The 14,654-nt window shown below is 36.0% G+C and carries 12 protein-coding genes; 3 read left to right on the top strand and 9 right to left on the bottom strand.

The features are described 5' to 3' along the window. Positions 1-141: 141 nt before the first annotated feature. The 3 genes from AB5M32_RS00060 (at position 142) to AB5M32_RS00050 (ending at position 4,216) form a co-directional block, all read left to right on the top strand. On the top strand, positions 142-1,542 hold the full coding sequence (locus AB5M32_RS00060) for a TrkH family potassium uptake protein (protein ID WP_010720005.1): 1,401 nt from the start codon (positions 142-144) through the stop codon (positions 1,540-1,542). 636 nt (positions 1,543-2,178) lie between these two features. Then, a complete protein-coding gene (locus AB5M32_RS00055) occupies positions 2,179-3,531 on the top strand; it encodes a Mur ligase family protein (protein WP_010738405.1) in 1,353 nt (450 codons plus the stop codon). Continuing rightward, a complete protein-coding gene (locus tag AB5M32_RS00050; protein ID WP_178286776.1) occupies positions 3,524-4,216 on the top strand; it encodes a type 1 glutamine amidotransferase in 693 nt (230 codons plus the stop codon). The genes AB5M32_RS00055 and AB5M32_RS00050 overlap by 8 nt, the downstream gene beginning before the upstream one ends. 409 nt (positions 4,217-4,625) lie before the next feature. Here AB5M32_RS00050 and AB5M32_RS00045 read toward each other — a convergent pair whose 3' ends face one another. The 9 genes from AB5M32_RS00045 to AB5M32_RS00005 form a co-directional block, all read right to left on the bottom strand. Continuing rightward, positions 4,626-5,678: a hypothetical protein gene (locus tag AB5M32_RS00045; protein WP_178286778.1), complete on the bottom strand. Its 1,053-nt coding sequence runs from the start codon at positions 5,676-5,678 to the stop codon at positions 4,626-4,628. 50 nt (positions 5,679-5,728) lie between these two features. Beyond that, positions 5,729-6,229, bottom strand: coding sequence for a hypothetical protein (locus AB5M32_RS00040; protein WP_225428991.1), 501 nt, complete (start codon positions 6,227-6,229; stop codon positions 5,729-5,731). A gap of 41 nt (positions 6,230-6,270) precedes the next feature. Then, positions 6,271-8,181 (bottom strand): peptidoglycan amidohydrolase family protein, encoded by a 1,911-nt coding sequence (locus tag AB5M32_RS00035; RefSeq protein ID WP_178286780.1) that lies wholly within the window; start codon positions 8,179-8,181, stop codon positions 6,271-6,273. Then, entirely contained in the window at positions 8,174-10,624 is a 2,451-nt protein-coding gene (locus AB5M32_RS00030) for a VirB4-like conjugal transfer ATPase, CD1110 family (protein ID WP_178286783.1), read from the bottom strand. The genes AB5M32_RS00035 and AB5M32_RS00030 overlap by 8 nt, the downstream gene beginning before the upstream one ends. Then, positions 10,563-10,940, bottom strand: a complete 378-nt coding sequence (locus AB5M32_RS00025) for a PrgI family protein (RefSeq protein WP_010720014.1) — start codon at positions 10,938-10,940, stop codon at positions 10,563-10,565. The genes AB5M32_RS00030 and AB5M32_RS00025 overlap by 62 nt, the downstream gene beginning before the upstream one ends. A gap of 33 nt (positions 10,941-10,973) precedes the next feature. Further along, the gene (locus tag AB5M32_RS00020) at positions 10,974-11,816 is read right to left on the bottom strand and encodes a hypothetical protein (RefSeq protein ID WP_010720015.1); all 843 of its coding nucleotides are present in this window, start codon (positions 11,814-11,816) and stop codon (positions 10,974-10,976) included. 4 nt (positions 11,817-11,820) lie between these two features. Further along, the gene (locus AB5M32_RS00015; protein WP_010720016.1) at positions 11,821-12,024 is read right to left on the bottom strand and encodes a hypothetical protein; all 204 of its coding nucleotides are present in this window, start codon (positions 12,022-12,024) and stop codon (positions 11,821-11,823) included. Position 12,025: 1 nt separating this feature from the next. After that, entirely contained in the window at positions 12,026-13,723 is a 1,698-nt protein-coding gene (locus tag AB5M32_RS00010) for an immunoglobulin-like domain-containing protein (RefSeq protein WP_178286785.1), read from the bottom strand. Between the two features lie 76 nt (positions 13,724-13,799). Then, positions 13,800-14,654, bottom strand: an 855-nt coding sequence (locus AB5M32_RS00005; protein ID WP_368024219.1) for a prealbumin-like fold domain-containing protein, incomplete at its 5' end; no start/stop codon positions are given.

Below are 14,654 nucleotides of genomic sequence, written 5' to 3'. Positions count from 1 at the left end.
CTATTCTTCAATTCTTCCATAATTATATGCTATTTGATAGCAAATCAAAAGAAAACGTACATTTTGTTTAAGATTTCTTTGAGTATTATTTATAACCTCGGTATACTGAAAGAAACAACTTTTAAAAAGGAGGATAGTTTCTTGAAATTAACCCTTTTCATGCGGAAATTAAGACGTCGAAGCGAACGTTACGCTTCTAGTCATTTTTCTTCAATCCAAGTCATTGTTTTTTACTATCTTATTATGACCATTGTCTCTTTAGGATTGTTTTACATTCCTTTTTTTCGTGAACCAGATAGTCACGTACCTTTTATCGATATGCTTTTCATGGCGATCAGTACAATCAGTGTAACGGGATTGTCCACATTTGATATTAATTCGGCTTTTAATGATAACGGGGTAATCTTACTTGAAATACTATTCCAAGTAGGTGGATTAGGGATTATGATGATCTCTACTGCTTTTATTATCTTTTCTAAACGAAGAATCACGTTACGACAGCGACAACTGATCATGACGGATATGAATCAGCCACGCTTATCTGGTATTGTTCGTTTGATTCGTATCACCTTTGTAATTTTGTTGTGGTTCCAAGTCCTTTTTGGCGCTTTCTTTTCCATTTATTTCTATTATCGAGGCTACTTTGATCATTGGCGGGATGCACTTTTCTATGGATTTTACCAATCGATTTCTGCTGTGACCAATTCGGGTTTCGATGTCACTGGAAACTCAATCGAGCCGTTTGCACATGACTATCTGTTCCTATTTGTTATCATGTTTTTGATTTTTATTGGTGGGATAGGATTTCCTGTTTTGATGGAATTTCGTGAATGGATTTTGTATAAACGCTCAAAAGCAAAATTACCGTTTCGCTTTTCCTTATTTACAAAATTAGCGGTTTTAGCCTTTATCATCTTATTTGTTGGTGGGACGCTGTTAATCTTTTTACTTGAAAAAGACCATCTTTTTCAAGATTCTAGTTTAAGTGTCAAGTGGATCAATTCTATGTTTTACTCAATGACCACTAGAAATGCTGGCTTACAAATCCATGATTTGGGTAATTTCCAAATCACTACATTGATCGTTTTTTCTTTATTGATGTTCATTGGATGTAGCCCCAGTTCGGTAGGTGGTGGGATTCGTACAACGACCGTAGCAATTATTGGTCTTTATCTCTACTCTTTCCTTAAAAGCGAAGACAACATCAATATTTTTGGTCGTCGAATCGATAATGATGATGTGCGTAAGTCAGTCGTTGTATTTATGTTATCTCTTGGTATGTGTTTTTTCTGTATCGTCTTTTTATCAGCTACAGAAAATCAGCCTTTAATTGCAATTATCGTTGAAGTAACTTCAGCCTTCGGAACCACTGGCTTATCCCTGGGAATTACTGGGAACTTGTCAGTAATTGGGAAAATCACGATTGCAGCTTTAATGTTTATCGGTCGTATCGGTATGTTGTATACTTTGATGTTATTTGTTCCAAAAGAAACACGAGATTTAGGCTACGAATACCCTACTGAAAAAATCATCATTGGGTAAAATTTCAGACAATCGACAAACCTTGAAAGGCTGAATCTGTATTTAGTATACAAAAATGCATCCTGTGTCGCTCTAATAAAAATAACCCAAAGTAGTCAGAAAATAGAAAAGCTATTTTCGGCCACTTCGGGTTATTTATTTGTACTGAAAACTTTGCTCTTATTTGACTGAAAAGAGATCAAGCTTTATACAAATACCTTGAATTATTTTTCAGAAGAACAGTAACAGATTTTTATAAAAATTTGTTAAATTATATCGTATTTATTTTGAGAACATTCTGATTTACTGTACAGAAGAAAAAAGCACAAGTGAAACAATGATCCACTTTATTATCGAACCCTTAGACAAACTGGAGTATTCTTTTTTAAGCGAACAATGTACACTCTTTTTTCAGACGATCAAAAACAACTATTAATCCACTATAGTTATTCCTAAAAAATCAACTGTTATCCGTTGGGGCTATTCTTAGACTAAACGAAACTTCAAATAAACAATCAAGCCTAGTACCAATCGTTGTTAGACAAGAGAATCGCAACCATTTCTTAAAAAAAAGAAAAGCAATTTAACCTTTTTTTGAACATATGGTATGATTAATTGAATTTACTCGTCGTTAAGACGTTTTATGGAGGTTACATAATGGGAGTACGCAGTCAATTTGCGATTGCTGTTGGTAAAACATCACAATGGGCATTAAAAACCTTCTTTAAAGGAGGATCAAGTTTACCGGGTAAACTTGCACTTAAAATCGACCCACACATTTTAGACAGTCTTGCAAAAGATTATCAAGTGGTTGTCGTTACTGGAACAAACGGAAAGACATTGACAACTGCTTTGACAGTTAATATATTACGGCAACAATTTGATGAAGTATTAACCAACCCAACTGGGGCAAATATGGTTCAAGGAATCGTTTCTACTTTTTTGCAAGCCAAACCTAAAAAAGGGCAAAAAAAATTCGCTGTTTTAGAAATCGATGAAGCAAGTTTGAGTAAAGTAACTGAATACATGAAGCCTGAACTATTTTTATTTACAAACATTTTCCGTGATCAAATGGATCGTTATGGAGAAATCTATACCACCTACAAAATGATTGTAGATGGAGCAGCGAAATCACCTGATGCCACAATTATCAGTAATGGAGATTCGCCAATCTTCAACTCTGTGGAAACAATCAATCCTCGCCAATATTATGGGTTTGATCATGAAGAAGACCATGAACAAATGGCTCATTATAATACGGATGGTGTGCTCTGTCCTAAATGTCATCATATTTTACATTACAAGATGATCACGTATGCAAATTTAGGGAAATACTATTGTCCAAACTGTGACTTTAAACGTCCTGAACTTGATTATCGTCTAACGGATATGTTGCGCATGGACAATGTCTCAGCTGATTTTACGATTGATGGTCATAACTATGGAATTGAAGTTGGCGGGATGTACAATGTCTACAACGCGTTAGCTGCCACAGCGGTAGCTGAATATTTTGGGGTAACCCCTGAAAAAATCAAGCAAGGCCTAGGATACGACGAAAAAATATTTGGTCGTCAAGAAATCATTGATATCAATGGTAAAAAATGTACACTCGTACTTGTTAAAAATCCTGTTGGGATCAATCAGGTCATCGATATGATCGGCTTAGCCCCTTATCCATTCTCATTAGTTGCTTTATTAAATGCAAACTATGCAGATGGAATTGACGTTAGTTGGATCTGGGACGGGAATTTTGAACATTTTGCTGATATGGATATTCCTGCAGTGATCGCTGGTGGGGATCGTCATACCGATATGTCGTTACGTCTAAAAGTTGCAGGAATCCCTGAAGATAAGATCATCGAAACAAAGGAACTGAATGAAGTCATTAAAAATATCAAACAATTACCGACCGAACACGTCTACATCCTAGCTACCTATACAGCAGTTCTTCAATTACGAAAAGAATTAGCGAATCAAGGATTTATCAAAGGAGGGATGAATCATGCCTAATTATGAATTGAATATCGCCCATCTCTACGGTAATTTGATGAATACTTATGGAGACAACGGCAATCTATTGATGCTTAAATATGTCGCTAAAAAATTAGGTGTGACCTGTCATACCGAAATTGTCAGTCTGCATGAACCATTTGAAGCAGATAAATATGATTTAGTCTTTTTTGGTGGCGGACAAGATTATGAGCAACTGATCATTTCAAAAGATATCCAAGAAAAAAAAGCAGCACTAACAAACTACATTGAAAATGATGGTGTGATGTTAGCTATCTGTGGCGGGTACCAATTCCTTGGACACTATTATATTGGTGCCAATGGAGAAAAAATCCAAGGAATCAGTGCATTAGACCATTACACCTTAAGTCAAGAAAATAATCGTTTTATCGGCGATATCGTTATCTATAATGAAGAGTTTAATGAAACCTATTATGGCTTTGAAAACCACAATGGGCGGACATTCTTAGGGGAAGGCGAACGACCTTTAGGAAAAGTCGTTCAAGGTCACGGAAATAATGGTGAAGACCAATCCGAAGGCGTCATTTATAAAAATGTTTTTGGCTCTTATTTCCACGGACCGATTCTTGCCCGAAATGAGAATCTTGCGGAACGATTGATTCGTTTAGCACTTAAACAACGTTATGGAACAGAACTTGATTTACCAGTCGAATCTTTAGCATAAAACATAACTTTTGTTACCATAAATATTTGCTGGATTGTGATTGTAAATGAATCAATAGTAACAAGCGCAACACCACAACAGAAATAGCAAACTTTAATAATTGAGCCAAAGAATACGAAAATCACTGCTCTGATTTCTGGTATTCTTTGGCCTATTTTTGATCAAGTAATGATTATTACCTTGGGATACGATTGGAAAAGCAAATGACTTCACTGACGATAAGTAAGAATCGTTTGAAAAAGCGAACTAACTTTTCTGCCGTTACCTCTTTTCATTAACACTTCAACACTATCTTTTAACTAATAATTTTAGCTAATTTGCCAATCTCTTTTTCTTCTTTATTATTTTTATTATCTTACTCCCCTTAATTAGTTATCATTCGACAAATAACAACTGAATCCAAGACCACTCATTCCCTATCATTGATGTCTGATTGACCAATCATTTCTAATCGTTGTTCCCACAATAATTGATTTTCCGGATCTTCATTTTGCTGGTATAACTCAATAAAATCAATAATGATGGAAGCTTGTTCGATATAAGTTTGTAATATTTTTTTCACTTCTTCCTCTTGGATCAATTCTAAATGTTTCGTTGTTTCTGCAATCTTCTTCTGTTTTAAAAAAAACAGCCCTTTCTGTAAATAATTTTGGTCTAACTTTTTTGATAGTTCTTCACTTTCTAAATATTTATTTAATATCTCTGCTTCGGCCAATTGTTCTAATTCAATGTAAGCAAATGCAAGCATCACTTTTCTTTTGTCAGATAAATTTTCTGGGGACGTTTCAATAACTACTTCCCAATTTTTTTCAAAAAAAGCCAAATCAAATTGTGCATCTGCGGTGGGGTAATATTCATTGATCTCTTTCAACCATGTAAATTCTTGTTGTTCTGTCAAATAGTCGATCAATTCATGACGCTTTTCTGGATATTCCGTTGCCGCTTGAAGATAGGCTTGCGCTTCGATTAATTTTGCCCACTCCTGCTCATCTGTCGTGGTAATTTCTTTTTGATCTACTTTCGTAATAAAGTGTGGCCACATTACGCTAATGCCTATGAAAAGACTGAAAACAATCACCACAATAAACCAGACCCTTTTGATCGTGGGGATCAAAGATAGTAATTTTCCTTTGGTTGATCTGCTAGGTTCACCATACTTAATTGCTTTTTTCGTGCGTATCGCTGCTTTACTTTTTGTCGTCTTCTTTTTACTTCGGACTATCTGATATTGCCCACTGATTATTTCTTCTATGGCATCCTTTAACGGAAATTGTAATTCCATTGAATGAAGAAGGTGATTTTTATGATTGTAAATCCGAATACGACAACTACCTATGCTTTTATTAAGGATCGTTTGTTTATTGACCTCTTCTAATAAAATGAGGGCCTCGAAAATCGGTAGACGCTCTTCTTCGATTTCTAGCCTTTTGACATGATCAATCAGTACAGTTTCTCTTGCCATAGATAGACATCCTTTTCATTTACCAAAAGTGATGGACAAAACCGGTATTTTCATTCTGCGTATTCTTTCGATTCCTTTTCAGCTATCTCTATTGGTTGATACCTTTCCACCAAAAAGTGTTTTGTAGCTGAATCAAACACATACCAAATTTGAAACAGCCCTTCATTCTCAAGTGTTTTAGTAGACTTACCTTCTTGATTCAAACTATCAATCGTCCTTGTGACGTTGGCAATCACTTCAATTTGTTGGTCATTCACGTGACGTATAAAATTCTTACTTTTTATAAAACGAGAATGACCAAAAAATTGTGGAAAAAAATCGCTTTGCTTTCTACTTTCTTCTTCAGCAATTTTTGCTTGTTTTGCTAAAAATTTCTCATAATTCAAATAATTATCCCCGTACTCTGTGAAAGTAAAATACGAGCGTAAAAAATCATTGACCTGTTGTTCCGAGAAATGTGCAACAGGTATACGGTTATTTGCTTCTTGTTGTGTGTTCTTTTTACCAAAAGTATATCCAATACTTACGGCTATACTGCTGCTGATAACCAAACAAGCAATCGTTGTAAATAATTGATGTTTATTTCTGATTTTTACCCGCTCCCTACGATTCGATAAAAGTAAACTGGTGCCAGTTGTGGATCACCATAATACCCTGCAAATGGAGTAATGACGACATCACCATTTTGACTAAATCCTTTTTTCGTAGCAGGTGTACAGTGAATAATCGTTTTTCCACCAGCATCTAAAAAGAATCCTGTATGCCCAAAATCGCCCGACGAATTACCTTTTTCTCCCCAAATAAATAAGTCACCTGCTTGTACTTCGGAATAGTTGATCGGATAGAGAAGTTGTCCTTCCAAACCATAAAGTGTTTCTGTATTTCCCAACGGTACATTTAGTCCCATTTCATTCAACACCCAAATTACGTAAGACGAGCAATCGTGATAAGGAAATACGCCTCTTTGGTTTCCCTGAGAATAATACACACCTTTTTGATGAAGACTTTGTGCTTTAGCTAAAAGAGCCTCATGAAAGTCAGAGAATCGCTCCCACAGCAATCCCATCTCTTGCTTTCCACCCAATTGCACCATTAATTGTTTGATCGCAGGCACCCAATAACGATTGAGCCCCATGGGATCATTTGTCGCATCAATCGGGCAATAGACCGCTCCTAATTGTTCGACAGTAACTCGTTGCTGGTCAATAATCAGCTTTTTAAGTGTTCGACCAGTTGCTTCGATTCCTTCGTCTAACGTACGATATGAAATTAAACCTTGATCATTCATTAGACCAGCTGGGTTATTTTTTTCTAGGATTCCTTTACTAGTCCCCCAAGCACTTTCATGAATCATGATCGCCGCTAAGATCACCGGTGAGATGCCGTTTCTTTTTGCTTCTTGTAAAATTTTATCTGCTCGATCGCTAAACGCATGACACTTAAGCAGAATTAATTGCCGAAATGTCCATTCATCAAATGACGTGTTTTGATTACCAGAGTCTAATTGGAATGTTTCCGAATATGCTACTTCTTCAAAATAAAAACTTGGATTTACTGATTGTCCATTTTTGGAATATTCAATGGTTACTTCATTTTCTTTCGCTACAGTTCCAATCAATTCTCCCGAAACGACTTCTTGGTCATGATTGACTAATGGTGAAACATTCTTTAAGACAAGCTGTCGATTATTGAATTGGATCACGATTGACTGATCAGTCACAGTCGTTTTCCCAGCCATCGGAGCATATAATTCTATATTTTTCTCAACTTGTAATTGGATTCCCTGAAATAGCTTTTTTTCTTGGCCATCGAGAAAGTAACCATATCTTTGATTGACCATTAATCGATGATCTTCCTTAAATGGCGATTGTAGTTCCATCAATTGACGATAACGACCAATCGTTGAACCAGCATTCAATCGTTCTTTCAATTCTTCTGTCCATTCAATGATCTGAGTAAAATATTTTGTTGTTAATGTTGCTTCGTTCCCTTTTGCATGAAGGGACCATAAGTTATCATGGATCTCATGGATTTTCGCTTTGATTACTGGATTTTCGAGTTCCACATTCTCATAACAAATACCCAAATAAGACAATACTTCATCAATATTAGAAACCAAATTCATGTCTTGTGTCATCCCTATCTGTCCGTTGATTTTAATAATGTTATGCTGCTGACGAAGCACTTGATTTTTTTCAACATCCAAATGAGTCATGTACGTCCAAATATTTGTTAATTCAAATTCATTGATATTGGGTACACTCGAATAAATGACACTGGTTATCCCTATCGTCAGTAAGAATAGTAATACACAACTAAGAACCATGAGTGATCTAAAAAAATGCCATTTATTGGACTGAACAGCTAAGAACTTACGACGCTTTTTTCTGAAGGGAACTAACATTTTATTTGTAACGCTCCGTTTTATCGATTGATTCAAGCTACTTGATAGAAAAATTTTCCGATACTCGTTGTCTCGTTTGTTCCAATTAGATTTATTCATCGAATTGTTCCTGTTTTCTTTTTATCCGTTCCTCGGGATCAGTCGTGATTAATTCATATAATCTTGTGGTTGAATCAACGGTATTAGAAAAAGGCACGATTGCATGACCTGCACGTATCAACCCTGCACCTTTTGGCGGATGGATCAAGTGTTTTTGTTGTTGAGTAGAAAGACGAAAAAGAGTAGAAAGTTCGTCCAGATCACTTTTAGCCTGTTTTAGCATAATAATAAATTCAGTGTTGCTTAGCATCCTCCGTGCTTTATCTGAAAGCAGTAACGTCTCCACATTTTGCGTGATCCCTGTAGGAATTGCTCCCCACTTTCGGATACGACTCCATAATTCAAAAAAATAATTTTCACAGTAAGGATCATTTAGCATCAACTGCATTTCATCAATGTAAATCCACGTAGTGATCCCTCGATCCCGATTACGTACCACCCGATTCCATACTTGCTCTAAAACCACCATCATCCCAAATGTTTTTAACTGACTTCCTAACTCTTTGGTGTTGTAGATGATAAAACGCTTATTTAACTCAATATTTGTCGTATGGGAAAAAATCGCTAAAGAACCTTCAATATATAATTCTAAGTCTAATACTAGTGCCTGCGCTTCTTTTTCCGGCTGTTCTTTGAGCAACGTAAACCATTCCTTCGCTAATGTTGGCATTTGCTTGTCCTGAGAATGAAAATAGTTAAAATAAGTCAAGCGAGTCACACGATCAATGATGGAACGTTGTGCGGAATTCAAACCCGATTGTCCACCGATCAAAGCTTCAAATGCTGTTAACAAAAAGTCGGATTTTAATTTTACTGGATCAACTTCCCCACTTAAATCATCTGTGATATCCAATAGATTGATAAATGTATCGGTGTTTGGTGCAATTTTAACAATTTGCGCATCAAAAGTTTGCCCAATTAATGTATCTTCATCTTCAGGATCAATCGAGATGATTTCGTCTGTTGGATTTTTTAGTAGTGTAGTAATTTCTTCATATTTTTTGGCTACCCCTTTTCCTGAGCCTGAACTACCTAAAATCATTCCACTTGGGGTATTCAACCGTTTCCGATTGATCCGAACTACATTTTTCGTTAGCTCATTCATTCCATAGTATTTACCCTCCTCGTGGTCAAGTTCTTGCGCAGTAAATGGAATAAAAATAGCTGCACTTGCTGTAGTCAATGTTCGGCGGGTTGTTATCCAATTTTTTCCAAATGGAAGGACGGAGTTCATCCCTTCTAGTTGTAGATAATCCAAATAATGAAAGCCACAACCATTTTTTCTGGCAATACTCAAAACTCGTTCGGCTATATCAGTCAATTTTTCTTTTGTGTTTGTTCTGAAATAGACAAAAACCGAAACGAAAAATAAATTCTGTCCTTCTTTTAACAAATCATCTAATAATAAATTAGCTTCATTGATACTATTGGTTAATTCATATGGAATACTTGTATAAGGATCGTAGCCTTTTTGAGTTGCTTTTCTTTGAGCAGCGACTTTGTCTCCTTCCATATAGGCTTTTTTTATTTGAACCAGATGATTGGCTTGCTCAGCCCCGACTGGATCAATGTGGATCGATAACGTGATTTCTTCGGGTATTTCCATCAATTCTGCCATGAGTTTATCTGACAATCTAGCTGGATAGTCTTTTAGGTAAAGAATCTGGGCATATTCCTCATTGATTTCAAAATAGTTTTTCTTTTTAAAATTAAAACTGGAAGGAGCAATCACAGCTTTTGTTGAAAGATGATTAAAGACTAAATCGGAATAGTTAAATTGAAAGTGTTCCGATGATTTCAACAACTGATTGACCAATTTTAGACGCTTTAAACCGTCTAATGGGTCAACCGTTGAGCCAATTTCTTCCAAATTTCCGATTAAATTCTTTTCGATTCGTCCCAATAATTGTTTTGCCTGCTCTAAGTGATTGGCTGGAGTACTAAAAGTCAAATAGTTTTCTTTTGTAAAACGATTCTCCCCTTCATTGATTTTTTGAAGAAGCATCTGATTGACTTCTTCACGATAGCTATCGTGTTGATCGCCTTTACTCTCATAAAAAAGCTTATCCGTCATCTCATCAAGCTCAACTCTTTTTTTTAAGATCGTGATTGTTAGATGGATCGTATCATCAAGACTGTTCAATAGTTCGCCATATTTTTGGAAAATCAACAATTGTTCGTCTTGTTGAGCAATTTGATAATTCACATCTGAAAATCGAACACTTTTGGAATAATAATTAGGCACAATTTCACAAATGCCACTTTCAAACATTTTTTCATAACGCAACAAATCTTGGACATTACGCTTTGGCGCTAACTTTTTTTGATATTGCCCTCTTTTTTTCTTTTGTTTTTGCATCAAACGAATAAATTTTTTATTATTAGTTTCCGTACTCAACTTGTTTTCTTTCGGCACGCTTACTCCTTTGACCCACCATGGCATTTGAATACAACTCCTCTACAATAGGATAAGTATAATAATTCGCCAATTGAAAATAATTCCATCGAATCTGCACATACTTTTCTAAAGGTAAGTGATTAGGTGTCAGCCAGCCCACTGACAAGATAGGGGCACTGAGTACCATAAAAACGATCCCGATATCATCAATCGGATACTTCCAACTGACATAATTTAAAATGCCCAGAGGAACGATCAAAAGTAACGTTACAACAGCAGAGATAAATTGTCTTAACGAAACGCCAAAAAACAATTTTTCTTGGTAGGTTAAAATTTCTTTTCGAATTGGTACTTCAATCATCGATTTTATTTCCCTCCAGTTAAAAATGATTCTCTAGGCAGTTGCAAGAATGATTTTTGCCCATTTATTGGTATAAAATAAACTAGCACATAATGTTAGACAATTCCCTGATATCCCACTGATCACTGCAATCATTCCCTGTTTTTCATCAATTGAAAACACAGAATGTACGAGCAGTGGATAAAAACTTAATATAATAAATAAGAGGATCCCTTGCAGGGAGGAAGCACAAACTAATTTCAAAAAATTTTTACCAATCGAACTAACTTCTTCATTAAGAAACGTCACAAGAGGTAATGGAGAAATGCTAAAATACAAATAAATTTCAAAAAAACGCATGAAAATAACCAGTTTTGTTAGCACACTTGTTAGTACGGATAAAATCAACGGGATCAACAAAATAATTAACAACGTAAGTTTTTCAAAAAAGCCCCAATGGTAGATTCCCTCAATCAATGAAAGAACATCAACAGCCTTACTTCCACCTTCTCGAATCCCAATTTGACTGATACCATTACTGATTGTTGTACTAATTTCAACGATCATATGGATAAATATTGTTAAATGGCGCATGATCAACAGGCTTACTCCTAATTTAAGAAAGAGCGGGAGGAACAACTCCATGCCACCAAAACCGGAATAATTTCCATAAATTTTTTGTGCCATTTGTTGAAACTCCAGCAATAGTAAAAAGCCTAGTACAGAATAAGCAATTGGTTTGATCACTCCATTCATAATTAACTCACTGTATTGATAGATATCAGGTAGATAGGTTTCTAGATTTTGTAGTAGCATATTTTTAGGGTCGTTTGAAAAATTTAATTGATCAGCAATTGTTTGTAGTAAAAATTTGATTGCACCGTCCAGCTTAGCCACTTCCTTAGATTGAAATAGTTGCTACCCAAGCGCCAGCTGCAACGATAACAGCCCCACCAACGATCTGAAAAAGAGCATTTTGCATTCCGGGACCATTATGTTCTTTGATAGCCGCGCCGAGTTGAATAATCCCCCATACAGTGAGCAGACTGCCAGAAGCAAGTACTCCTTTTGAAAACAACGACATCGCTTGCTCAAAATAGTCCATATTATTCTTTCTCCTTTTCTATCGCTTGTTGATTCATAACTGTTACTTGGTAACTAGCATGTACCCGCTCAAAAGAATCACAGATACTCAAACTGACAGTGTAAGTTCCTGGTTTGTTGACATCGACGTTTTCAGTCACTTCGACATCTGTTAAAGATAATGTTTCTTCTTTGTCGTAAACCTCAATTCCTGCTAGCGGATCAAACGCCTCTCCAATAGCTAGCACCTTATCGGCTATGCCTATAAATCGTGGTGGTTCATTGATGACCGTGATTTTCCCATAACCACTGGTTGTTTTGCCATTTGTATCAGTAACTTTAAGAGGAAGCAAATATTTTCTTAATTTAGATGTATCGATCCGATTCCATGCTGCTTCATCTATTTCAATATTTAATCGTTCTAACGGATCTTCTCGATCTGAAACAACCAGTTGTGCAAAATAATCTTCTTTCTTCAAAGAAGAGAAAACATTGACTTGAAGATCCGCCTGGATGATTTTAGGGGCTTCATTCGTTACTTGTACGAGAAGTCGTCTCTCCTCTGCATATTTTCCATATCGATCTTGCACATTGCCAATCCTAAAGAAATATTTTCCTTCTTTATTGGAATCAAAATTAGTTTCTAAGATATTGGTTTTAGTTAATGTGATATCTCCGTCTTCCCTATCCCAAGCTTTCACATAGTCGAAAATATTCAACTCTTGATTTATCTGATGGTCAATCCATTCGGGTATATGGATTACCGGTGCCTCATTTTCAATTTTGATAAACGCTTTCGTTTTCGCTTGAGCCCCATGTCGATCATTGACAGAATAAAGCACCTCATAGCTTCCTTCTTTGTTGATATCTAGATTTGTTTCGACTTCAATCTTTGCGGTTAGATCCCCATCTTCTTGGTCCATTGCGGATACTCCTGCTAACAAATCAACTGGTACACCGATCTGCTGGTACATTGTCGTCTGCTTCAAGTTGATTTTCGGTAAGCTATTAACAAAAAAGTAGATGGTGGCATCTGTAAACATTCCTGCCGAGTCGGTGACACGGATCGTAAATTTTTGCTCGCCCAGCTTCGACGTGTCAATAAAATTATGTTTGACTGTGGGAAAAGCGTCGTTACCCGTGAGAATCTCAAAATAGTCTGCTGGTTCAAATTTACTGTATTGCTCAATGACCATGTAAGTGGATGCTAGTGAAATTTGTGGTTTCTGCCAAGTCGTTTGATCACTCTCACGATTCTTTTCTTTTTCAATAGAAACTGGAGGGGCCTCATAGACTGGGGCTTGTTTACTATCCGCTCTTTCTTTTGAAGTTTCTAAAGTTGTGACTTCTGTTTTCTTTTTTTCTTTGGCAAAGGCAACGACTAATTGCGCTACCTCATGCTCTAGTTGTTGAAGTGGCAATTCCGTTCTCTCAGTTTTAGAACTAAAATAGTCAAATTGTTCCATGACTGCGATTGCCGGATCATGATCCTCTTCAAGAAAATAATGAGTGGGTATTTCTTCTTTTTCTATGTTTTTTGTATCAATGATATTTGCTACTTGTTTTTGTTTACTTGCTACTGTTTTTTCCTGATTGTGACTTAGGTAGATGCTAGTAATTCCTGTGATACTTCCACTGATAAAAAGGAACAAAAGTCCATATTTTATCCTGCCTAGATTCTTTTTCGATAACTGATCTACAACGATTGAACGTTTCACCATTCTTTAGACCATCCTTTCTTTTGTCTTCTAAACACTTTGATCATACTTTTAGTAAAAATAATCGAAATCAATTTTTTCACAACTTTACATGTTTCTGCTTTTTTTGAAGATAGAGATAACTGCTAACGATAATAATCAAGCTCAATCCAAGAAGAACCATCTCCAGCGAACGTCGTTCATTCGTTTTTGGCAATATGCTTTGCTTTAATAATAATTTTTCTTTTTTTAATGTAATTGTCTGATCTTTGTTCCTTAAATCATCCTCACGTCCTACTTCATTTTTTTGCTCTTCTTCGTAATATAAGACGTGGGTCGCTGTTAATTGATCGCTATCTTTGAGGATATTTGCCTTCAACTCAAGAAATACTTCAAATGTATCTTCTTTGCTTTTCGCAGTATAGGTAGATGTTGATTCACTGACCACTTCTCCTGTTTTTGTATTCTTATATTGCGTAAAAACAGTATAAGTGTGTCCGATTTCGATTGCCTCGCCTTTGACCCACACCACATCTTTCAACTGATTATCTACTGTTGGATCAAGTGTTTTTTCGCCAGCAATATCGGTAAATAAAGAGGTCAACTCTAATGGTTCCCGTTCATTGTAGGCTTCAAGAACAAGTAGTTCGCCATCTTTTTCAACCGTGACAGAAAAATCCATTGGTTCTTCTAATGGTAAATAGCCTGCCAAAGGTTCTACTTCAACAAATTTATAGTTGCCATAAGGTAGTGCCTCTACATTGATTTTCCCTTCTTTATCAGTCAAATATTTTTCAACTAAGGTTTCAGTCAATTCTCCATTTTCATCCGTTGCTATGTTGTATAAATGAAATGGGACATTTTCTAATGGTTGTTCATTCAACCGATCTCGTTTGATCAATTGGATATCTTGTCGAGCTAAGCGGTTCGGAATTTCTAAACGAATCAAGGCATT

The organism is Enterococcus sp. C57 (assembly GCF_040887305.1).
Lineage (GTDB): Bacteria > Bacillota > Bacilli > Lactobacillales > Enterococcaceae > Enterococcus_B > Enterococcus_B hirae.
The sequence above is the reverse complement of the archived record's forward strand: the minus strand, read 5'-3'. Positions and strand labels throughout refer to the sequence as shown.

Bases quoted from the DNA above. Each gene is read 5' to 3' on its own strand.
- AB5M32_RS00055 (WP_010738405.1), top strand. From the start codon at position 2,179: ATGGGAGTACGCAGTCAATTTGCGATTGCTGTTGGTAAAACATCACAA.
- AB5M32_RS00035 (WP_178286780.1), bottom strand. From the start codon at position 8,181: ATGAATAAATCTAATTGGAACAAACGAGACAACGAGTATCGGAAAATT.
- AB5M32_RS00045 (WP_178286778.1), bottom strand. From the start codon at position 5,678: ATGGCAAGAGAAACTGTACTGATTGATCATGTCAAAAGGCTAGAAATC.
- AB5M32_RS00030 (WP_178286783.1), bottom strand. From the start codon at position 10,624: ATGCCATGGTGGGTCAAAGGAGTAAGCGTGCCGAAAGAAAACAAGTTG.
- AB5M32_RS00010 (WP_178286785.1), bottom strand. From the start codon at position 13,723: ATGGTGAAACGTTCAATCGTTGTAGATCAGTTATCGAAAAAGAATCTA.
- AB5M32_RS00025 (WP_010720014.1), bottom strand. From the start codon at position 10,940: ATGATTGAAGTACCAATTCGAAAAGAAATTTTAACCTACCAAGAAAAA.
- AB5M32_RS00015 (WP_010720016.1), bottom strand. From the start codon at position 12,024: ATGGACTATTTTGAGCAAGCGATGTCGTTGTTTTCAAAAGGAGTACTT.
- AB5M32_RS00050 (WP_178286776.1), top strand. From the start codon at position 3,524: ATGCCTAATTATGAATTGAATATCGCCCATCTCTACGGTAATTTGATG.